This window comes from Streptomyces sp. NPDC048734 (genome assembly GCF_043198675.1).
Lineage (GTDB): Bacteria > Actinomycetota > Actinomycetes > Streptomycetales > Streptomycetaceae > Streptomyces.
This window is the reverse complement of sequence record NZ_JBICUZ010000016.1, coordinates 16,807-36,007: the sequence shown is the minus strand read 5'-3', so window position 1 is coordinate 36,007 and position 19,201 is coordinate 16,807. Positions and strand designations below refer to the sequence as shown.

Annotated in this window: 19 protein-coding genes; 8 read left to right on the top strand and 11 right to left on the bottom strand. The window is 72.9% G+C overall.

What is annotated here, in order from left to right; translation table 11 throughout:
- Window positions 1-100 precede the first annotated feature (100 nt).
- Together ACGFQC_RS30620 and ACGFQC_RS30615 are read left to right on the top strand one after the other, a co-directional pair.
- The gene (locus ACGFQC_RS30620) at window positions 101-1,945 is read left to right on the top strand and encodes an HSP90 family protein (RefSeq protein WP_363092096.1); all 1,845 of its coding nucleotides are present in this window, start codon (window positions 101-103) and stop codon (window positions 1,943-1,945) included.
- Window positions 1,942-4,959, top strand: coding sequence for a tetratricopeptide repeat protein (locus ACGFQC_RS30615; protein WP_363092095.1), 3,018 nt, complete (start codon window positions 1,942-1,944; stop codon window positions 4,957-4,959). The genes ACGFQC_RS30620 and ACGFQC_RS30615 overlap by 4 nt, the downstream gene beginning before the upstream one ends.
- A gap of 94 nt (window positions 4,960-5,053) precedes the next feature.
- Here the strand turns inward: ACGFQC_RS30615 and ACGFQC_RS30610 are convergent, their stop codons facing one another.
- Window positions 5,054-6,775 carry a DAK2 domain-containing protein gene (locus ACGFQC_RS30610; RefSeq protein ID WP_363092094.1) on the bottom strand — a complete coding sequence of 574 codons (1,722 nt, stop codon included), beginning with the start codon at window positions 6,773-6,775 and terminating at the stop codon, window positions 5,054-5,056.
- A 255-nt stretch (window positions 6,776-7,030) separates the two neighbouring features.
- On the opposite strand from ACGFQC_RS30610, the gene rpmB reads away from it, so the two are divergent.
- The gene (rpmB, locus tag ACGFQC_RS30605) at window positions 7,031-7,216 is read left to right on the top strand and encodes a 50S ribosomal protein L28 (protein WP_004924906.1); all 186 of its coding nucleotides are present in this window, start codon (window positions 7,031-7,033) and stop codon (window positions 7,214-7,216) included.
- A 141-nt stretch (window positions 7,217-7,357) separates the two neighbouring features.
- Here the strand turns inward: rpmB and thiD are convergent, their stop codons facing one another.
- Both thiD and ACGFQC_RS30595 read right to left on the bottom strand, forming a co-directional pair.
- Window positions 7,358-8,179: a bifunctional hydroxymethylpyrimidine kinase/phosphomethylpyrimidine kinase gene (gene thiD, locus ACGFQC_RS30600; protein WP_393288959.1), complete on the bottom strand. Its 822-nt coding sequence runs from the start codon at window positions 8,177-8,179 to the stop codon at window positions 7,358-7,360.
- Window positions 8,176-9,141: a thiamine-phosphate kinase gene (locus tag ACGFQC_RS30595; protein WP_363092093.1), complete on the bottom strand. Its 966-nt coding sequence runs from the start codon at window positions 9,139-9,141 to the stop codon at window positions 8,176-8,178. The genes thiD and ACGFQC_RS30595 overlap by 4 nt, the downstream gene beginning before the upstream one ends.
- A gap of 206 nt (window positions 9,142-9,347) precedes the next feature.
- Between ACGFQC_RS30595 and ACGFQC_RS30590 the strand changes: the two genes are divergently transcribed.
- Window positions 9,348-9,581 carry an Lrp/AsnC ligand binding domain-containing protein gene (locus tag ACGFQC_RS30590; RefSeq protein WP_363092092.1) on the top strand — a complete coding sequence of 78 codons (234 nt, stop codon included), beginning with the start codon at window positions 9,348-9,350 and terminating at the stop codon, window positions 9,579-9,581.
- 20 nt (window positions 9,582-9,601) lie between these two features.
- The gene (locus tag ACGFQC_RS30585; protein WP_363092091.1) at window positions 9,602-10,081 is read left to right on the top strand and encodes a DUF3515 domain-containing protein; all 480 of its coding nucleotides are present in this window, start codon (window positions 9,602-9,604) and stop codon (window positions 10,079-10,081) included.
- A gap of 36 nt (window positions 10,082-10,117) precedes the next feature.
- Here the strand turns inward: ACGFQC_RS30585 and ACGFQC_RS30580 are convergent, their stop codons facing one another.
- From ACGFQC_RS30580 to ACGFQC_RS30570, 3 genes are read right to left on the bottom strand one after another with little or no spacing between them, the layout of a single operon-like run.
- A complete protein-coding gene (locus ACGFQC_RS30580) occupies window positions 10,118-11,293 on the bottom strand; it encodes a D-alanine--D-alanine ligase family protein (protein ID WP_363092090.1) in 1,176 nt (391 codons plus the stop codon).
- A gap of 58 nt (window positions 11,294-11,351) precedes the next feature.
- The gene (locus ACGFQC_RS30575) at window positions 11,352-12,362 is read right to left on the bottom strand and encodes an NAD(P)H-dependent glycerol-3-phosphate dehydrogenase (RefSeq protein ID WP_363092089.1); all 1,011 of its coding nucleotides are present in this window, start codon (window positions 12,360-12,362) and stop codon (window positions 11,352-11,354) included.
- A complete protein-coding gene (locus ACGFQC_RS30570) occupies window positions 12,359-13,150 on the bottom strand; it encodes a lysophospholipid acyltransferase family protein (RefSeq protein ID WP_363092088.1) in 792 nt (263 codons plus the stop codon). The genes ACGFQC_RS30575 and ACGFQC_RS30570 overlap by 4 nt, the downstream gene beginning before the upstream one ends.
- Before the next feature lie 169 nt (window positions 13,151-13,319).
- Between ACGFQC_RS30570 and cofC the strand changes: the two genes are divergently transcribed.
- Window positions 13,320-13,958, top strand: coding sequence for a 2-phospho-L-lactate guanylyltransferase (cofC, locus tag ACGFQC_RS30565; protein WP_363092087.1), 639 nt, complete (start codon window positions 13,320-13,322; stop codon window positions 13,956-13,958).
- A 10-nt stretch (window positions 13,959-13,968) separates the two neighbouring features.
- Window positions 13,969-14,172, top strand: a complete 204-nt coding sequence (locus tag ACGFQC_RS30560) for a hypothetical protein (protein WP_363092086.1) — start codon at window positions 13,969-13,971, stop codon at window positions 14,170-14,172.
- Between the two features lie 95 nt (window positions 14,173-14,267).
- On the opposite strand, the gene ACGFQC_RS30555 is transcribed toward ACGFQC_RS30560, so the two are convergent.
- The 4 genes from ACGFQC_RS30555 to leuC form a co-directional block, all read right to left on the bottom strand.
- Window positions 14,268-14,924, bottom strand: coding sequence for an HU family DNA-binding protein (locus ACGFQC_RS30555; RefSeq protein ID WP_363092085.1), 657 nt, complete (start codon window positions 14,922-14,924; stop codon window positions 14,268-14,270).
- Window positions 14,925-15,061: 137 nt separating this feature from the next.
- Window positions 15,062-15,292: a hypothetical protein gene (locus tag ACGFQC_RS30550; RefSeq protein WP_363092084.1), complete on the bottom strand. Its 231-nt coding sequence runs from the start codon at window positions 15,290-15,292 to the stop codon at window positions 15,062-15,064.
- 271 nt (window positions 15,293-15,563) lie between these two features.
- Window positions 15,564-16,157 (bottom strand): 3-isopropylmalate dehydratase small subunit, encoded by a 594-nt coding sequence (leuD, locus tag ACGFQC_RS30545; RefSeq protein ID WP_363092083.1) that lies wholly within the window; start codon window positions 16,155-16,157, stop codon window positions 15,564-15,566.
- Window positions 16,158-16,163: 6 nt separating this feature from the next.
- A complete protein-coding gene (leuC, locus tag ACGFQC_RS30540; RefSeq protein ID WP_363092082.1) occupies window positions 16,164-17,594 on the bottom strand; it encodes a 3-isopropylmalate dehydratase large subunit in 1,431 nt (476 codons plus the stop codon).
- 207 nt (window positions 17,595-17,801) lie between these two features.
- Between leuC and ndgR the strand changes: the two genes are divergently transcribed.
- Window positions 17,802-18,518: an IclR family transcriptional regulator NdgR gene (gene ndgR / locus ACGFQC_RS30535; protein WP_081219617.1), complete on the top strand. Its 717-nt coding sequence runs from the start codon at window positions 17,802-17,804 to the stop codon at window positions 18,516-18,518.
- A 133-nt stretch (window positions 18,519-18,651) separates the two neighbouring features.
- Here ndgR and ACGFQC_RS30530 read toward each other — a convergent pair whose 3' ends face one another.
- Window positions 18,652-19,158: a DUF4188 domain-containing protein gene (locus ACGFQC_RS30530; protein WP_363092081.1), complete on the bottom strand. Its 507-nt coding sequence runs from the start codon at window positions 19,156-19,158 to the stop codon at window positions 18,652-18,654.
- Window positions 19,159-19,201: the final 43 nt, after the last annotated feature.

The window sequence follows — 19,201 nt, the reverse complement described above, 5'->3', positions numbered from 1 at the left end:
CTCTAGGATGGCGCGCTCCGGCCATCCCCCGCGGTCACCGCCCCACCGGGACCGCCCGACCCCGCGCCGTCGCCCCTCCCCGAGCCGCGGCGCAGCAGCGATGGACTCCCAGACCTCACCGTCATCCCAGGCATCCCCGTCACCTCATACCTTCCAGGTCGACCTGCGTGGCCTGGTGGACCTGCTGTCCCATCACCTCTACTCCAGTCCCCGGGTCTATCTGCGCGAGCTGCTCCAGAACGCCGTGGACGCCATCACCGCCCGGCGGGCGGAGGAGCCCGGCGCCCCGGCGCGGGTGCGGTTGTCCGCCGCGGGCGGGGAGCTGCGGGTGGAGGACTCCGGTGTCGGGCTCACCGAGTCCGACGTGCACAGCCTGCTGGCCACCATCGGACGCAGTTCCAAGCGCGCCGACGGCCTGCAGGAGGCCCGCTCCGACTTCCTCGGGCAGTTCGGCATCGGGCTGCTGGCCTGCTTCGTGGTCGCCGAGCGCATCCGGGTGGTCAGCCGCAGTTCCCGTACGCCCGGCGCGCCGCCGGTGGAGTGGACGGCCCGCGACGACGGTTCGTACACGGTGCGGACGCTGTCCGACGAGGAGCGCCCCCAGCCGGGCACGACCGTGCACCTGGTGGCGCGGGCCGGTGCCGGTGAGTGGCTCACCGAGCAGCGGGTCCTCCAGCTGGCGCGCGACTTCGGCTCGCTGCTGCCGTACGACGTCCGGGTCGGCGAGGAGGCGGTCACCGATCTGCCGGCGCCCTGGGACCGGCCGTACGCCTCTCCCGCGAACCGGCGGGTGGCGCTGGCCCGGCACTGCCACGAGCTGTTCGGGTTCACGCCGTTGGACTCGATCGAGCTGAACGTGCCGCTGGCCGGCATCCGCGGGGTGGCGTACGTGCTGCCGGCCGCGGTCAGTCCGGCCCAGCGGGCGGGTCACCGCGTGCACCTCAAGGGCATGCTGCTGACCGACCGGGCCGAACAGCTGCTGCCGGACTGGGCGTTCTTCGTGCGCTGTGTCCTGGACACCGACAGCCTGCGGCCCACGGCCTCGCGCGAGGCGCTGTACGAGGACGAGACGCTGGCGGCCGTGCGGGAGGCGCTGGGCGAGCGGATCCGGGCGTGGCTGACGGGGCTGGCCGCCGGGGATCCGGAGCGGCTGGCGGCGTTCCTCGCCGTGCACCACCTGGGGGTGAAGTCCCTGGCGCGGCACGACGGGGAGATGCTGCGGACGATGCTGCCGTGGCTGCCGTTCGAGACGAGTGACGGCCGGATGTCGCTGGAGGAGTTCGCTCAGCGGCATCCGGTGGTCCACTTCACGCGGACCGTGGAGGAGTACCGGCAGGTCGCGCCGATCGCGTCGGCGCAGGGCGTCGGGGTGGTCAACGGCGGTTACACGTACGACAGCGAACTGGTCGAGGCGCTGCCGTCGGTGCGGCCGGGGACGGTGGTCGCCGAGCTGGACGCGGACACCGTGACCGCGCACCTGGACGCCGTGGACGCGGCGGAGGAGCTGGCGCTGTCGGGTTTCCTGGCGGCCGCGCGGGCGAAGCTCGACCCGCTGGGCTGTGACGTGGTCCTGCGCGCCTTCCACCCGCTGTCGGTGCCCGCCCTGCATCTGGACGACCGGGCGGCCCGGCACGAGCAGGCGCGGGCGGACGCCGAGTCGCGGGCGGACGACCTGTGGGCGGGCATCCTGGGCTCCCTGCGCGGCAGCGCCCCGCGCGCGCGTCTGGTGCTCAACCATCTCAACCCGCTGGTCCGGCGGATCAGTTCCCTGCGGGACGCCGAGCTGATCGGCACCGCCACGGAGTCGCTGTACGGGCAGGCGCTGCTGATGGCGCAGCGGCCCCTGCGGCCGGCGGACTCCGCACTGTTGAACCGGGCGTTCATCGGCCTGCTGGAGTGGGCCACGCACGGGGAAGCCACACCTGAGGAGGACGGGCGGCGATGACCGCGATCACGGACTTCGACTCCCTGCGCCGGGCGATGGCGGAGAACGGCGAGCAGCCGGAGGGCCCGGCCCGCAACGCGCGCGCGGAACTGCTGCTCGCGGAGGCCGAGAGGCTGAACATCCCGCTCGCCGTGATCGAGGCGCTCGGACACCAGCTGAAGGTCTACAACTACAGCTCCGAGAAGGACAAGATGTTCGTCCCGTTCGCGCGCCTGCTGCGCATGTGGGACGAACGGCCCGAGGACTTCGACGCGCACGAGACGCACTCGCTGCACTGGGTCTTCAAGTGGATGTCGGCCGGCATGCTCGACCAGCCGCACATCCCGCTGGCGTCGGTGGAGAAGTGGCTCGGCGAGATGGAGCACCGCTACCGGCTCGCCGGGCACTCCGAGCGGGCCGTGCGCAGCGCCGAGTTCAGCGTGGCCGCGCACGTCGGGGACGTGGAGCGGGCCGAGCGGGCGTTCGCCGCCTGGCTGGCCGCGGATCGCGACGGCATGGCCGACTGCCACGCGTGCGAGCTGCACGGTCAGGGCTGGTGGCGGGCGGAGCGGGGCCGGGACGCGGAGGCCCTGGAGCTGTGGGCGCCCGTCCTGGAGGGCGCGTACACGTGCGCGCACGAGCCGCACACCGCGCTCGCGTCGTCCCTGGTTCCGTTGTTGCGGCTGGGCCGGGCGGACGAGGCCCGGGCGAACCACCTGCGCGGCTTCCGGCTGGTGCGGGCGATGGAGAGCATGCGGGGCGCGTACGCCGACCATGTGGAGTTCTGCGCGCTGACCGGCAACGAGGCGCGGGGCCTGGAGCTGCTCGCGGAGCGCCCGGCGTACTTCACGGACGAGGGGCAGCCGCGCAGCAGGCTGGGCTTCCTGAGCGTGGTGGTGCTGCTCATGGAGCGGCTGTCCGCGCTGGGCCTGGGCGGGCAGCGGGTGCCCGGTCCGGCCGGGCGGGGGTGGACGGCGGCGGAACTCGCGCTCCACGCGCGCGAGGAGGCGCTCGCGCTGGCCGCGCGGTTCGACGCGCGCAACGGCACGTCGCACGTCGGCGAGCGGGCACGCGCGCGGATGTCGCAGCAGCCGCTGGTGGAGCGACTGCCGTTGGGGGTGCGCACGGTACGTCCGCCGGCTCCCGCGGCCGCTCCCCCGGCGCCGGCGGTCACGGCGGCGGCCGGGGCGCGGGCCGGCGCGCCGGATCTGCCCGCGCTGCTCGCCGAGGCGCGGCGGCTGTCGGACACCCTGCGGCCGCACGCCGTGGAGGCGTGGGCGGCGGTGGCGGAGGCCGCGGAGGAGGCCGGGGGCGCCGCGCTGGACGCGCGCGACCGCGCCGAGATCGCCGACCACCGGGCGATGGGACTGGGCGCGGAGGGTGCCGAAACGTTCGAGCTGGCGGCCGGGCTGTACGCGGAGGCGGGCGATCCCGGCGAGGCGCTGGCGGCGCGCACGCGTGCGGCCTACGTCCGCGCGCTCACCGGGGAGATCGACGAGGCGCTCGCGGCGGTCGCCGAGCCGTACGACCGGGTCCTCGCGCTGTACGCCGGGGGCGGCACGGAGGTGCGGCAGGCGGCGGGGGTCCTCATGGGCCGCGCGCGGATCCTGATGCGGCGCGTGCACGAGGCCGACGGGCCGGTCGCCGAGCAGGTGCTGGCGGAGGCCGAGGGGGCCGTCCGGGAGGTGCTCGCGCTCGTGGAGGGCCGGGCCGGCGACGACGTGCGGCTCGTCGCGCGGGTCGCCGAGGGGCACGCGATGCTCGCGGAACTGGCGGCGCGCTCGGGCGACGCCGAGGCGGGCGCCGAGCTGTTCGCGCGGGCCGCCGCGGAGTTCACCGGGGCGGGGCTGCCCTGGTTCGCCGTGGAGTACGAGGCCAGGCTGGCCGCCCTCGCGCACCACCTGGGCGACGTGGCGGAGGCGGAACGGGCGCTGCGGGCGGCCCTGGAGCACGGCGGCGGCTTCCTGGAGCCGGTCGGCCGGGCGCAGCTGCACCTCCAGCTCGCCGAGGTCGTCGGGGGCCGGGGACAGGCGGCGGAGGCCGCCGAGCACGCCCTGGAGGCTGCGCACTGGGCCGACGAGGCGGGCGAGGGCCCGACGTTCGGCGCGTGGGCGCGGCACCAGCTGGGCGGATTCCTGGTGCGGCAGGGCCGGTGGGCGGAGGCCGCGGAGGTGCTGGAGTCGGCGCTGGCGGACCTGACCGTCGAGACGCACGGCGACGGGGCGGTCGTACAGACGCAGTGGTGGCTCGGCGACTGCCTGAGCGAGCTGGGCGAGCACCGGGCCGCCGCCGAACACCGCCTGCAGGCCGCCGAGACCGCCCGGCACTGGCCCGAGCAGCACGACCACGCGACGCTGGCGCACCTGGCAGCCGAGTCCCTCGGCCAGGCGGGCCTGCACGCGGACGCGGACCTGGCGTACGCGCGCGCGGGCGAGCTGTGGCGTTCCCTGGGCAATGCGCACGGACTGGTGCGCTCCTTGCGCGCGCGTGCCTGGCTGGCGTTGCGGGCGGAGGGCGGTCCGCAGGCTGCGCGGGAGCTGATGGCGGACGCCGTCGGGGAGTGCGCGGACGCGCTGGAGGTCGCGGACGACGAGGAGACGCGTCTGCGGCTGGTCTTCGAACTCGGTCACACCCACCGCCAGTTCGGCGACCTCCTGGCCCGCTCGGCCGCCGAGGACGCCGACGACGACTCGATCCGTGCCGCCATGGACGAGGCGCTGTCCCAGATGTCGGAGGCGGTCGCGGTGTTCGTCTCCCTCGGGGCCGCCGCCCTGCCGCCGCGCACCGGCGCCGAGCTGGCCGCGGGCTGGCTGGAGGCCGACCTGGGACGTCCTGCGGAGGCGGCCGCACGCGCGCGTGCGGTACTCACGGCGTACGCGGACGCGGAGACGGACCCCGGCTTCGAGGGCGGGGACGAGGAGACCGTACGGGCGCGGCGGGCGGAGGCGGAGCAACTGCTCCAGGCGGCGGCGGAAGCGGCGGAACAGGAAGCGGCCCGGGAGCGAGAGGCCCGGGAGCGAGAGGCCCGGGAGTGAGAGCTCAGGGCTGAAAGGCGCGGGAGTGGAAGGGGCGGGCGGTGGGGCGGCGCTCACCGCCTCCCCGGCGGAGTCGACCGCTCGTCCCCGACCGTCATTCCACGCCGATCAGCAGCAGCGCGCCCTGCCGTCCCCCGCGGTACACCACCGTGTCGACGGCGAGGTACGCCTCCCGCACCCGCGCCTCCAGTCGCTCGGCGACGCCTTCGGGAGCCTCCTCGCCGAGGACGAGGGTGACGAGCTCCCCGCCCGCCGCCAGCATGCGGTCCAGGACCGTTTCGGCGACGGCGGTGACGTCGGCGCCGATGACGGCCACGTCGCCGTCGACGAGGCCGAGGACGTCGCCGGCCTGGCAGATGCCGGCCATGGTCCAGGACTGGCGTTCGGCGACGGCGACCTCGGCGTAGCGGGTGGCGCCGGCCGCCGAGGTCATCGCGACGACGTCCTCGTCGAAGCGGCGGTCGGGTTCGTGCACGGCGAGCGCAGCGATGCCCTGGACCGCGGAACGGGTCGGGATGAGGGCCACCCGGATGCCCTCCGCGCGCGCCTGCTCGGCCGCCGCGGCCGCGGTGTGGCGCAGATCGGCGTCGTTGGGCAGCAGTACGACCTCGCGCGCGTGGGCCCGCCGTACGGCCTGGACCAGTTCACCGCTGGCGGGCGGCTCCCCGGGGCGCGCGAGGACGGTGGTCGCGCCGGCCTCGGTGTACAGACCGGCCAGGCCCTCGCCGGGCACGACGGCGACCACCGCCCGCTGGACGCGCTCGCGGGGCGGGCCCCCGCCCCCGCGCGCGTGGACGTCGTCGGCACCGAAGTGCGTGATGCGGATCCGGTACGGCCGGCCGGCCTCGACGCCCGCCTCCACGGCAGCGCCGGCGTCGTCCACGTGCACGTGGACGTTCCACAGCCCGTCCCCGCCGACCACGACGAGCGAGTCCCCCAGCGCGTCGAGCCGCTCCCGCAGCCGGGCCACGGCGGCGTCCTCGGCCTCCAGCAGGTAGACGACCTCGAAGGCGGGCCCACCGCTCCCGGTGCCGTCGTCGGCGCAGGACTCCGCACCCCTGCGGAGCCCGGGAGCTTCGGGGTCCGCCGGTCCGCCGACAAAGCCGCGCCCCTCGGCGGCCGCGAACGCGCCGACTCCGGAAGGGGCCACCGCCGTCTCCCCCGTGAACGTCTCCACCAGCGCCGCGAGCACCGCCACCAGTCCCCGCCCGCCCGCGTCCACCACCCCGGCACGCTCCAGGACGGCCAGTTGGCCCGGCGTCGCGGCGAGCGCCGTGCACGCGCCCCGGTAGGCCGCCTTCGCGACCGTCCCGCAGTCGCCCTCGGCGTCCGCGGCCGCGTCGGCGGCGGCCGAGGCGACCGACAGGACCGTGCCCTCGACCGGGTGGGCCACGGCCTGGCGGGCGGAGTCGGCGGCGCGTCGCAGCGCGAGGCGCAGCCCCGCCGCGTCGGTGTGCGGGCCCTCCCCCTCGGCGGCGAGCACCTGGGCCATGCCGCGCAGCAGCTGCGCCAGGATGGTCCCGGAGTTCCCGCGCGCGCCTATGAGCGCGCCGTGCGCCATCGCGCGCGCGGCGTCGGCGAGGGAGGGAGTGCCGTGCGGGGCGGAGCCGGCCGCGTGACCGGTGAACACCGCCTCGACCGCGGTCGCGGCCGACTCCACGGTCAGGTACAGGTTGGTCCCGGTGTCCCCGTCGGCGACCGGGTACACGTTGATCGCGTCGATCTCCTCACGCGCGCGTCCCAGCGCCCGGAGCGCGAGACCACACCAGGTGCGCACCGCGAGAGCATCGAGGAATGTCTGCGGCACCTGCGGCACCTGGGCCTCCCTGAGCTGCTGGACTGGGACGCAGCGTAGACCGTGGGCGGGTGCCGGCCGGTAGCGGGCGAGGGCGGGGCCCCTGAGCAGCCATGGTAGTTTCGTTGTACTGGCGCAGCCGTTGTATGCTGCTCAGGTTGCCCGATCCCATCGGGCCATCCCCCTGGCACCGCCACTCAGATCTCTGATCCCACGATCTTGATCCCGGCATGCCGGGATCAACCGTAAGTGCATCTGAAGTCTTTGGAGTGACCCGTGGCTGCCAACTGCGACGTCTGCGGCAAGGGGCCGGGCTTCGGCAACAACATCTCGCACTCGCACCGCCGTACGCCCCGTCGCTGGAACCCGAACATCCAGCGCGTGCGTACCGTGGTCGGTGGGACGCCGAAGCGCGTGAACGCTTGCACCTCGTGCATCAAGGCCGGCAAGGTCTCGCGCTGACGCACATCCCCCACCTCTCGGCTCCGCCCGAGGCGGGGGGACCCCCGTCGCGCGCGGCCCTGCTGGTTGCTGAAAGAGCCGGTCCACCTCTGGTGGGCCGGCTCTTTGCCGTTCCCGGCGGCCCGTACGTCCGCGCCCGCGTCACCGTGCGGGACCGTCCCCCTCTTCGGCGTCCCGGACGCCGAGCCGCCAGCCGTGGTCCACGGGACCGATCCCGCCGCCGAGGGGAAAGCCGGCGGCGATCGCCCCGGTGACGTACTCCTTGGCCGTCGCCACCGCCCGCGGCACGGTCTCCCCCTTGGCGAGTTGCGCCGCGATCGCCGAGGCGAGGGTGCAGCCCGTGCCGTGCGTGTGCCGGTTGTCGAGCCGGGGCGCGCGCAGCCAGTGCTCCTCGGAGCCGTCGGTGAGCAGGTCCACGGCGTCACCGGGCAGATGGCCACCCTTGATCAGCACCCACCGCGGGCCGTACGCCAGGACGGCCGCCGCGGCCTGCCTGAGCCCGCGCTCCGACTCGACCCGTACGCCGGTCAGCCGGGCCGTCTCGTCGAGGTTGGGCGTGGCGACGGTGGCGACGGGCAGCAGCTTGGTGCGGACGGATTCGAGGGCCGAGTCGGCCAGCAGCGGGTCGCCGTGCTTGGAGACGCCGACCGGGTCGACGACGGCCGGGGCGTCGGTGCCGGCGATCAACTCGGCCACCGCTTCGACGAGTTCCGCGGAGGAGAGCATCCCGGTCTTCACGGCCCGGACGCCGATGTCGTCGACGACGCTGCGGTACTGGGCGCGCACGGCCGCCACGGGCAGGTCCCACGCGCCCTGGACGCCGAGGGAGTTCTGCGCCGTGACCGCGGTGATCACGCTCATGCCGTGCGTGCCGAGCGCGAGCATCGTCTTGAGGTCGGCCTGGATGCCCGCGCCGCCGCCGGAGTCGGAGCCGGCCACCGTCAGTACCCTCGGGGGGATCACGACTCCATGTCCCCGAAGTGGTCCCAGCCGCCCTTGCTGGTCCAGGGCGCCCCGTCGACCGTCACCTGGGGCAGGGCGGAGGGGTTGAGGACCTCGCCGATCACCTTCCAGCGGGCCGGGAGCTTCACGTCCGGCGGGAAGGTGGCCACGATGGCGTGGTCCTCTCCGCCGGTCAGCACCCACTGCATGGGGTCGACGCCGACGGCCTGTCCGATGTCGTTCATCTGGGTGGGCACGTCGATCGCGCCGGAGCGGATGTCGATGCGGACCTTGCTGGCCTCCGCGATGTGCCCCAGGTCGGCGATCAGCCCGTCGCTCACGTCGCACATCGCGGTCGCGCCGAGGGCGGCGGCCGCCGGACCGGCGTGGTACGGCGGCTCGGGGCGGCGGTGGGCCTCGACGAAGGCGCGGGGCGAGCGGAACCCGCGGGAGAGGACCGCGAATCCGGCGGCGGACCAGCCCAGCCAGCCCGTCACCGCGACGAGGTCGCCGGGCTGGGCGCCGGAGCGGGTGATCGGCTCCTGGTTGCGCAGATCACCGAGGGCGGTGATCGACACCATGATCGTGTCGCCGCGCACGACGTCGCCGCCGACCACGGAGGCGCCGGCGACCTGGCACTCGTCGCGCAGCCCGTCCATCAGCTCGGTGGGCCAGGTGACCGGCAGTTCGCCGGGTACGACGAGGCCGAGGAGCAGTGCGGTCGGCACCGCGCCCATCGCGGCGATGTCGGCGAGGTTCTGGGCGGCGGCCTTGCGGCCGACGTCGTAGGCGGTGGACCAGTCGCGGCGGAAGTGCCGGCCCTCCAGCAGGATGTCGGTGCTCGCCACGACCCGGCGGTCGGGCGCGGCCACCACCGCGGCGTCGTCACCGGGTCCGACCCGGACCGCCGGCGTGGTGGTGAGACGGGAGGTGAGCTCCCTGATGAGCCCGAACTCCCCGAGCTCACCAACAGTGCCCTTCATCGCCCCAGCTCCCCTTCCGTCCCAGTCCGTGCCCGGTCGCGCGTCACCGGTGTCCTCGATACGGTCGAGGAGACCGTCAACCTCTGTCGTGCCTGCACCCCGGCGCGCGAGCCGTGGTCCCCGCAGGTCTCCCCGCGGCGAGCGGCGACGCGATACCGTGGCGTTCCTTTTCCCCACATGATCCTCGTGGCCGCCCTGGAGGTTCCGTGGTACAGGCGTACATCCTGATCCAGACCGAGGTCGGCAAGGCCTCGACCGTCGCCGAGACGATCGGCAAGATCCCCGGCATCGTCCAGGCCGAGGACGTCACCGGTCCCTACGACGTGATCGTGCGGGCCCAGGCCGACACGGTCGACGACCTCGGCCGCATGGTGGTCGCCAAGGTGCAGCAGGTGGACGGGATCACCCGTACCCTGACCTGCCCGGTGGTGCATCTGTAGCCCCCGTCTACCCTTGGCCGGTGAACCTTTTCCGTCCCCGGCCGGCCGTCCTGCCCCCGCTCGCCCTCCTGCTGGTCGCGGTGGGCTGCTCCTCAGCAGACGGTGACGTGTCGGCGGTGGTTCCCAGCCCCTCGGCGACCGTCACCGAGCTGTGCCGGAACCTGGACAGAACGCTGCCGTCCTCGGTGGACGACCAGCACCGCCGGGATCCCTCGCCCGCGTCCGCGTTGACCGCGGGCTGGGGGAACCCGGCGATCATACTGCGCTGCGGGGTCGAGCGACCCGCGGAGATGAGCAACACCGAGGCCGACGGGGTCGAGGTGAACGGTGTGGGCTGGCTCCTGCAGAAGCGGGACGACGGGTCGTTCCGCTTCACCACCGCGCTGCGCACGGCGTATGTGGAGGTCACGATCCCCGAGGAGCGCACGGCGGACGGCCTGGCGCCGCTCGTCGACCTGGCCCCGGCCGTGAAGAAGGCGATCCCCGAAGGAATCGCCTGACGCCGACGGGGTCTGCGGCCGGCCCCCGCCCCGCGCCTACCTCAGTCCCGTGCTGCGGCCGAGCGCGGCCCGGACGAGGCGGTCGATCAGCTCCGGGTAGGAGACGCCGCTCGCCTGCCACATCGCGGGGTACATCGAGATGGGCGTGAAGCCCGGCATCGTGTTGATCTCGTTGATGACGAACTCGCCGTCCTCGGTGAGGAAGAAGTCCGCCCGGACCAGCCCCTCGCAGGAGGCGGCCTCGAAGGCGTCCACCGCGAGCCGCTGGACCTCGGCGGTCTCCTCCGGCGTCAGCGGGGCCGGCACCAGCCCGGGGGTCGAGTCGATGTACTTGGCCTCGAAGTCGTAGTACGCGTGCGCGTCCGGCGGCGGGATCTCGGCCGGCACGGAGGCACGCGGCCCGTCCTCGAACTCCAGGACGCCGCACTCGATCTCACGACCGCGCAGCGCCGCCTCGACGAGGATCTTCGGGTCGTGGCGCCGGGCCTCGGCGATGGCATCGTCCAGCCCTGACAGGTCGTCGACCTTGGTGATGCCGATCGACGAGCCCGCGCGCGCGGGCTTCACGAACAGCGGCCAGCCGTGCTCACCGGCGAAGTCGACGATCTTCTTGCGGACGGCGGCACCTCCGTCCCCGTGCCGGGCGGACCGCTCCCACTCGCGCGGCCGGATCACCACGTACGGGCCGACCTTGAGTCCGAAGGAGGTGAACACCCGCTTCATGTACTCCTTGTCCTGGCCGACGGCCGAGGCGAGCACGCCCGACCCCACGTACGGCACACCGGACAGCTCCAGCAGTCCCTGCAGGGTGCCGTCCTCGCCGTAGGGGCCGTGCAGGACCGGGAAGACGACGTCGACGTCGCCGAGGGCCTTGGGCACCGATCCGGGTTCGCTGTAGACGACCTCACGGTTGGCGGGGTCGACGGAGAGCACCACGGCGCCCTCCTGCGAGTCGGCCAGTTCCTCGACACCGGGGGTACGGCGCTCGGCGATCGCCATCCGCTCCGGCTCGTCGGCGGTGAGCACCCAACGGCCTTCCCGGGTGATGCCGATCGGCAGGACCTCGTACTTGCTCCGGTCGATGGCCTTGAGGACGGCGCCGGCGGTGACCGTGGAGATCCCGTGCTCGGAGCTGCGTCCGCCGAACACGACGGCCACACGCGGCTTACGAGACGGCTGCTCAGGGCTCTGGGGAAGGTTCTCGGTGCTCATATCGGCATGAGAGTACCCGGTGGTAGGGCGCGGATACAGCGTCGGCTCAGGGGGTCGCTCAGCGTCGTTCCGGCTTCGCGCTGCGCGACATCAGCTCCTTGAGGGCGACCATCGGCGGCTTGCCCTCGTGGACGATCCCGACGACGGTTTCCGTGATGGGCATGTCGACGCCGTGCCGGCGGGCCAGATCCAGCACGGACTCGCAGGACTTGACGCCCTCGGCGGTCTGCTTGGTGACCGCGATGGTCTCCTGGAGGGTCATGCCCCTGCCGAGGTTGGTGCCGAAGGTGTGGTTGCGCGAGAGCGGCGAGGAGCAGGTCGCCACCAGGTCGCCGAGGCCCGCGAGTCCGGAGAAGGTCAGCGGGTCGGCGCCCATCGCCAGGCCCAGCCTGGTGGTCTCGGCGAGTCCGCGGGTGATGAGGGAGCCCTTGGCGTTGTCGCCGAGCCCCATGCCGTCCGCGATGCCGACGGCCAGACCGATGACGTTCTTCACGGCGCCGCCGAGTTCACAGCCGACGACGTCGGTGTTGGTGTACGGGCGGAAGTACGGCGTGTGGCAGGCCGTCTGGAGTCGCCGGGCGACGCTCTCGTCGGTGCAGGCGACCACGGCGGCGGCCGGTCTGCGGGAGGCGATCTCCTTGGCGAGGTTGGGTCCGGTGACCACGGCGATCCGGTCCCGGCCCACCTCGGCGACGTCCTCGATCACCTCGCTCATCCGCATGGTCGTACCGAGTTCGACGCCCTTCATCAGCGAGACGAGGACGGTGTCCGGGGCGAGCAGCGGGCGCCAGGCGGCGAGGTTGGCGCGCAGGGTCTGCGAGGGGATCGCGAGGACGGTGAAGTCGGCGTCGCGGGCGGCCTCGGCGGGGTCGGCGGTGGCGCGGAGGTTCGCCGGGAGCTCGATGCCGGGGAGGTAGTCCGGGTTGGCGCGCGTGGAGTTGACCGTGTCGGCGAGCGAGGCGCGGCGCGCCCACAGCGTCACCTCGCAGCCCGCGTCGGCGAGGACCGTGCCGAAGGCCGTACCCCAGGAACCGGTGCCGAAGACTGCGGCCTTGACGGGCTTGCTCACGTGCTGTTCTCCCCTTTGTGGCCGGTCCGCGCCTGGGACCTGCCGTGGCTGGTCTGCGCCTGGGTGCGGAGCCGCTGCTCGATCCGCTCCCGGCGCGGGTCGTAGGGCCTGTCGGGCGCCTTCTCGCCGCGGATCTCCTCCAGCAGGCGGGTGACGTCGGCCATGATGGCCTCCGTGGCCTCCTTCAGCAGTTCGGGAGTCATCTCCCGGTCGTAGAACCGGCTGAGGTCCACTGGCGGGCCCGCCAGGACGTGGTGGGTCTTGCGCGGCAGGAGGTCGGGCTTCCTGGCGTAGGGCGGCAGCAGTTCGTTGACGCCCCATTGCGCGACCGGGATCACCGGGCATCTGGTCTGCAGGGCGACGCGCGCGGCCCCGGTCTTGGCGGTCATCGGCCAGCCGTCGGGGTCGCGGGTGAGGGTGCCCTCGGGGTAGAAGGCGACGCACTCGCCGCGCTCCACGGCGTCGATCGCGGCCCGGAAGGCGCTGAGCGCGTCGGTGGACTCGCGGTAGACGGGGATCTGTCCGGTGCCGCGCATCGCCGCACCGACGAACCCCTTCCCGAACAGCCCGCTCTTCGCCAGGAATCGCGGCACGCGCCCGGTGTTGTACTGGTAGTGCGCGTAGGCGAAGGGATCGACGTGCGAATTGTGGTTCACCGCGGTGATGAACCCGCCCTCGGCCGGCATGTGCTCCATTCCGCGCCAGTCCCGCTTGACCAGAATCACCAGTGGTGGTTTGCAGAGCACCGCTGCGAAGCGGTACCAGAAGCCGATTCTGCGGCGGGGCACGCGGACACCTTCCTCTAGGACTTCCCTGACTTCCCTGACTTCTTCCGGGCGGGGCCGGACAAGTGTCGCCCCGTGCCGCCGGTCTGTCGAGAACACCGTACGCCCCGATCGAGGGGGCGCCGGATGGGCCGGGGGACAATGTCCGCGACGAGAGAGGGACGGTACGCCGGTGCAGTGGAGCTTGGTCATCCCCCTGAAGCCCTTGGCGCTGGCCAAGAGCAGACTCGCGGACACCGCCGGCGACGCGCTGCGTCCGGGCCTGGCCCTGGCCTTCGCCGTGGACACCGTGGCGGCCGCGCTGGCCTGTGCCGCGGTGCGTGATGTGGCGGTGGTCACGGACGACGTGCTGGCCGGTCGCGAACTCGCGGCGCTCGGCGCGCGCGTCGTCGCCGACGAACCCCGCGCGGGTCTGAACGCCGCGCTGGCGCATGCGGCGGCCGCCGTGCGCGCCTGGCGGCCCGACAGCGCGGTGGCCGCTCTCAATGCCGATCTGCCGGCGCTGCGTCCGGCGGAATTGGCCCGTGTCCTGGACGCCGCCGCGGAATTCCCCCGCGCTTTTCTCCCCGATGCGGCAGCAATCGGTACGACCCTTCTCGCGGTGGCCGCCGGCCGTGAATTGCTTCCCGCTTTCGGCACCGATTCGCGCGCCCGTCACCGTGCGTCGGGCGCCGTGGAACTCCGGGCGACGGCGGTGGATTCCGTGCGCCAGGACGTGGACACCGGCGAGGATCTGCGGACGGCGCTGGCGCTGGGGGTGGGTCCCCGAACAGCCGCCGCGGTCGCGCGCCTGCTGATTCCGGGGCAGTAGGCTGCCGGTCATGCAGGCCACCGCGTACACGTACGACCCCGGCACCCGCAGCGGCCAGGTGCTGTTGGACGACGGCACCCCGGTGCCCTTCGACGCGCCGGCGTTCGACGCGGGCGGGCTGAGGCTGCTGCGCCCCGGGCAGCGCGTGCGGATCGAGACCGAGGGCGACGGCGACTCCCGGCGCATCACCCTGGTCACCCTCCAGACCTTCTGACCTGGCAGGACGTCGGGAAACCCGGTGGAAAACGCCGCGGGCCGGACTCCGAGAGGAGTCCGGCCCGGCGCGTGAGTGCCGTGAACGCTCGCGCCTCAGCGAGCGGTGGTCTTCTTGGCGGTGGTCTTGCGGGCGCTCGACTTCTTGGCGGGGGCCTTCTTGGCCGTCACCTTCTTCGCCGGGGCCTTCTTGGCGGCGGTCTTCTGGGCCGCGGCCGTCTTCGCCGTGGTCTTCTTGGCGGCCGCCGTCGCCGTCTTGGCGGTCGACTTCTTGGCGGTCGTCTTCTTCGCGGCGCCCGTGGTCTTCTTCGCGGCGGCCGTCGTCTTCGCCGGCGCGGCCTTCTTGGCGGCGGCCGTGGCCCTCTTTCCCGGGGCGGCCTTCTTCGCGGCGGCCTTCTTCACCGTGGCGGTGGCACCGCCGGTCAGGCTGCCCTTGGGGGCCTTCTTGACGGCGACCTCGCCACCGCGCGGGAGCTTCTTCGAACCGCTCACCAGGTCCTTGAAGCCCTGACCGGCGCGGAAGCGCGGCACGGACGTCTTCTTGACCCGAACCCGCTCGCCCGTCTGGGGGTTGCGGGCGTAGCGGGCGGGACGGTCGACCTTCTCGAACGAACCGAAGCCGGTGACCGAGACCCTGTCCCCCGCGACGGTCGCGCGGACGATGGCGTCCAGGACCGCGTCGACCGCGTCGGCGGCCTGCTGGCGACCGCCGAGCTTGTCGGCAATCGCTTCTACGAGCTGCGCCTTGTTCACGTCTTCCCCTTCGGAGACATTGCCAGAACGAAAGTGTTCAAGCGTTTTCGCACGTTAGGCAGATATATACCGCAAATCAAACACGAAACGGGCTAATCACCCTTGTGCCGCAACGAACTCGGCCGCTCCGGAAGCGATCAACGCTCCTCTTCCGGGACGCGTCCCGCGTCGAGGTCCGCCATGAACCGCTCCAGCCGCCTTGTCGCGTCGGCGAGATCGTGCTTGGCCGCGGCCGTAATGACCAGCAGCTTCCGGGTCAGCGCCATCCGTACGCCCTCCGGGACTTGCAGTGCGCGCACTCTTGTGTGCGCTTCCTTGAGCTGGTTCGCGACCGCCGTATAGAGCTCGAGTTGGCCGTCGTGTTCCATGCACAGATTGTGCCATCTGGGGCGAGTTGTCGCCCGCCCAGGGGGCAACTGGCGCCCGGCGCGGCGCGCCCGGCACCTCGGCAGGTCACGTCCTCAGGGGCCGCCTACCCCGGCAACCACCGCTCTAACGTGGGAAGTTGCCGACGGCGGCACAGTCCCGCGGGCCAGAACGGACGCAGACACGGCCGTACCCCCGATCGGGCCGATCGGGGGTACGGAGGGGGTTCGCGGTGGCCGGAATTCGACCAGGGCCGGTCGTCCCGGCCGGCGGTCAGGCCTGGAGCGTCCTCGGCTTGTACGAGGGCCGCTTGGCCTCGTAGGCGGCGATGTCGGCCTCGTTCTGGAGCGTGATCGAGATGTCGTCCAGCCCGTTCAGCAGTCGCCAGCGGGCGTTCTCGTCGAGCTCGAAGGCAGCGGTGATGCCTTCGGCGCGCACCTCGCGCCGCTCGAGGTCGACCGTGATCTCGGCCGTGGGGTCCTGTTCGGTCAGCTCCCACAGCGCGTCCACGATCTTCTGCTCCAGGAGGACCGTGAGCAGGCCGTTCTTCAGCGAGTTGCCGCGGAAGATGTCGGCGAAGCGGGAGGAGATCACGGTCTTGAAGCCGTAGTTCTGGAGCGCCCAGACGGCGTGCTCGCGGGAGGAGCCGGTGCCGAAGTCGGGGCCGGCGACCAGGACGGTCGCGCCCTTGCGCTCGGGCTGGTTGAGGATGAAGGACCCGTCCTTGCGCCAGGCCTCGAACAGCCCGTCCTCGAACCCGTCCCGCGTGACCTTCTTGAGCCAGTGAGCAGGGATGATCTGGTCGGTGTCGACGTTGGAGCGGCGCAGCGGGACGGCCCGGCCGGTGTGCGTGGTGAATGCTTCCATGACTGATCAGACTCCAGCGGGCGTACGGGTCTCGGCGTCGGACAGGTCGGCCGGGGAGGCCAGGTGGCCCAGGACGGCCGTGGCGGCCGCGACCTGGGGCGACACCAGGTGCGTGCGTCCGCCCTTGCCCTGCCTGCCCTCGAAGTTGCGGTTGGAGGTGGACGCGGAGCGCTCACCCGGGGCCAGCTGGTCGGGGTTCATGCCCAGACACATCGAGCAGCCCGCGTGCCGCCATTCGGCGCCGGCCTCCTTGAAGACGACGTCCAGGCCCTCGGAGACGGCCTGCAGACCGACCCGCGCGGAGCCGGGGACGACCAGCATCCGTACGCCGTCGGCGACTTTGCGGCTGCGGACGATCTCGGCGGCGGCGCGCAGGTCCTCGATCCGCCCGTTGGTGCAGGAACCTACGAAGACGGTGTCCACCTTGATGGAGCGCAGCGGCTGACCGGCCTCCAACCCCATGTACTCCAGGGCCTTTTCGGCGGCGAGGCGCTCCGAAGCGTCTTCGTACGAAGCCGGGTCGGGGACGACGGCCGAAAGCGGAGCACCCTGGCCGGGGTTGGTGCCCCAGGTGACGAACGGCGACAGTTCGTCGGCCTTGATGACGACCTCGGCGTCGAACTCGGCGTCCTCGTCCGTCCTCAGCGTCTTCCAGTACGCGACGGCGGCGTCCCAGTCCTCGCCCTCGGGGGCGTGCGGGCGGCCCTTGAGGTACGCGAAGGTGGTCTCGTCGGGGGCGATCATGCCCGCGCGGGCGCCGGCCTCGATCGACATGTTGCAGATGGTCATCCGGGCCTCCATCGAGAGCTTCTCGATGGCGGAGCCGCGGTACTCCAGGACGTAGCCCTGGCCGCCGCCGGTGCCGATCCTCGCGATGATCGCCAGGATCAGGTCCTTGGCGGTGACGCCGTCGGGCAGTTCGCCCTCGACGGTGATCGCCATGGTCTTCGGGCGGGCCATCGGCAGCGTCTGGGTGGCCAGCACGTGCTCGACCTGCGAGGTGCCGATGCCGAAGGCCAGGCCGCCGAAGGCGCCGTGGGTGGAGGTGTGCGAGTCGCCGCAGACGACGGTCATGCCGGGCTGGGTCAGTCCGAGCTGCGGGCCGACGACGTGCACGACGCCCTGCTCGACGTCGCCGAGCGGGTGCAGCCGGACACCGAACTCGGCGCAGTTCTTGCGCAGCGTCTCGAGCTGGACGCGCGAGACCGGGTCCGCGATCGGCTTGTCGATGTCGAGGGTCGGGGTGTTGTGGTCCTCGGTGGCGATGGTGAGGTCGAGGCGGCGTACCCGCCGACCGCCCTTGCGGAGGCCGTCGAAGGCCTGCGGGCTGGTCACCTCGTGCAGCAGGTGCAGATCGATGAAGAGGAGGTCGGGCTCGCCCTCGGCGCGCCGGACGACGTGGTCGTCCCAGACCTTCTCCGCGAGTGTCCTACCCATCGCTTTCCCTCCGACCGGCAGGTTGCGCCGGCCCAACTAGAGATCTTGTGGAGGCGACGACGCGCCCCTTCGGCTCACCGGCCGCCCCTGCTTCCCGGACAGCCGCCGCCCGGCCCGTTGGTCCTCGGGCCGCTGTGTGTCCAAGGGTTGCGCGTCTCACGGAAAATTGAACTTGCGTTTCACAGAGTGAGACGGGAATATCGTTTCATGGACAACAGTAGCGGCGTCGGCGTTCTGGACAAGGCAGCCCTTGTCCTGAGCGCTCTGGAGTCCGGTCCGGCCACCCTCGCGGGCCTGGTCGCTGCCACCGGACTCGCACGACCCACGGCCCACCGTCTGGCCGTGGCTCTGGAACACCACCGTATGGTGGCGCGGGACATGCAGGGCCGTTTCATCCTCGGTCCGCGCCTGGCCGAACTGGCCGCGGCCGCGGGCGAGGACCGTCTTCTGGCGACCGCCGGCCCGGTGCTCACCCACCTCCGTGACATCACGGGCGAGAGCGCTCAGCTCTATCGCCGTCAGGGCGACATGCGCATCTGCGTCGCCGCGGCGGAGCGCCTGTCCGGCCTGCGGGACACGGTCCCGGTCGGCTCGACGCTCACGATGAAGGCCGGCTCCTCGGCACAGATCCTGATGGCCTGGGAGGAGCCCGAGCGCCTCCACCGCGGCCTCCAGGGCGCCCGCTTCACGGCGACGGCCCTGTCGGGCGTGCGGCGCCGGGGCTGGGCCCAGTCGATCGGCGAGCGGGAGCCGGGCGTCGCGTCCGTCTCGGCGCCGGTGCGCGGACCGTCCAACCGTGTGGTGGCCGCCGTCTCGGTGTCCGGCCCCATCGAGCGCCTGTCCCGCCACCCGGGCCGGATGCACGCCCAGGCGGTCATCGACGCGGCGGGCCGTCTGTCGGAGGCGTTGCGCCGCACCGGCTGACGCGGGAGACCGGGGAAGCGGGGAAGCAGGAAGGCAAAACCGAGCGGGCCTCAACGCCGCGGCACGCCCGGTTCCCGGGACCCCTGCGCCTCTCGAACCCCCGCCCCCCTCAACCCCCTACATCCCCCGACCCCTAAGACGCCGGAGCGCGCCAGGCGGGCCGGCCCTTCCCGGTCCGCCCCCGCTCCGCCAAGGGCACCTGACCGTGCGCCGCCGCGAGCCCGAACGGCGGCATGTCGCCGTAGACCGCCTCGTACCGCCCCTCCGGCACGACGTACGCCTCGTGCCAGATCCCCACGTGTCCCCGCACCTTCCCGCCCCGCTCCATGCGGTTGACCCGGGCCCACACCTGGTGGTGGAAGGCGTCGGGCGCGCTCGCGTAGGCGTACAGCTTCTCCGCCGACTCCCAGTACTGGACGACGTAGTACGTCCGCGGCGAGGCCGTCAGCAGCACGCGGGAGAGCAGTCCGCGGGTCGGGTCCTTCTTCAGTTCGGCCAGCATCCGGAACATCGCCGGCATGACCGGGATCCACTGGTGCACGGCCCGGAAGTGGTTGACGCGCATCCCGATGAGCAGGACGACGACGTCACCGCGGGCGTCGGCGGTGGTACGGCTGGCGGTGGCGGGCTTCACGGGCATGCGCTCCCCCTCGTTGGCTAGCGGCGCTCTCCAAGCAGCCCTG

What these genes read in the sequence shown, in the direction of transcription:
- ACGFQC_RS30595 (WP_363092093.1), bottom strand. Translation starts at nt 9,141, where the DNA reads ATGAAGGGCACTGTTGGTGAGCTCGGGGAGTTCGGGCTCATCAGGGAG.
- ACGFQC_RS30560 (WP_363092086.1), top strand. Translation starts at nt 13,969, where the DNA reads ATGCAGGCCACCGCGTACACGTACGACCCCGGCACCCGCAGCGGCCAG.
- ACGFQC_RS30580 (WP_363092090.1), bottom strand. Translation starts at nt 11,293, where the DNA reads ATGAGCACCGAGAACCTTCCCCAGAGCCCTGAGCAGCCGTCTCGTAAG.
- ACGFQC_RS30530 (WP_363092081.1), bottom strand. Translation starts at nt 19,158, where the DNA reads ATGCCCGTGAAGCCCGCCACCGCCAGCCGTACCACCGCCGACGCCCGC.
- ACGFQC_RS30620 (WP_363092096.1), top strand. Translation starts at nt 101, where the DNA reads ATGGACTCCCAGACCTCACCGTCATCCCAGGCATCCCCGTCACCTCAT.
- ndgR (WP_081219617.1), top strand. Translation starts at nt 17,802, where the DNA reads ATGGACAACAGTAGCGGCGTCGGCGTTCTGGACAAGGCAGCCCTTGTC.
- ACGFQC_RS30550 (WP_363092084.1), bottom strand. Translation starts at nt 15,292, where the DNA reads ATGGAACACGACGGCCAACTCGAGCTCTATACGGCGGTCGCGAACCAG.
- ACGFQC_RS30615 (WP_363092095.1), top strand. Translation starts at nt 1,942, where the DNA reads ATGACCGCGATCACGGACTTCGACTCCCTGCGCCGGGCGATGGCGGAG.
- leuC (WP_363092082.1), bottom strand. Translation starts at nt 17,594, where the DNA reads ATGGGTAGGACACTCGCGGAGAAGGTCTGGGACGACCACGTCGTCCGG.
- leuD (WP_363092083.1), bottom strand. Translation starts at nt 16,157, where the DNA reads ATGGAAGCATTCACCACGCACACCGGCCGGGCCGTCCCGCTGCGCCGC.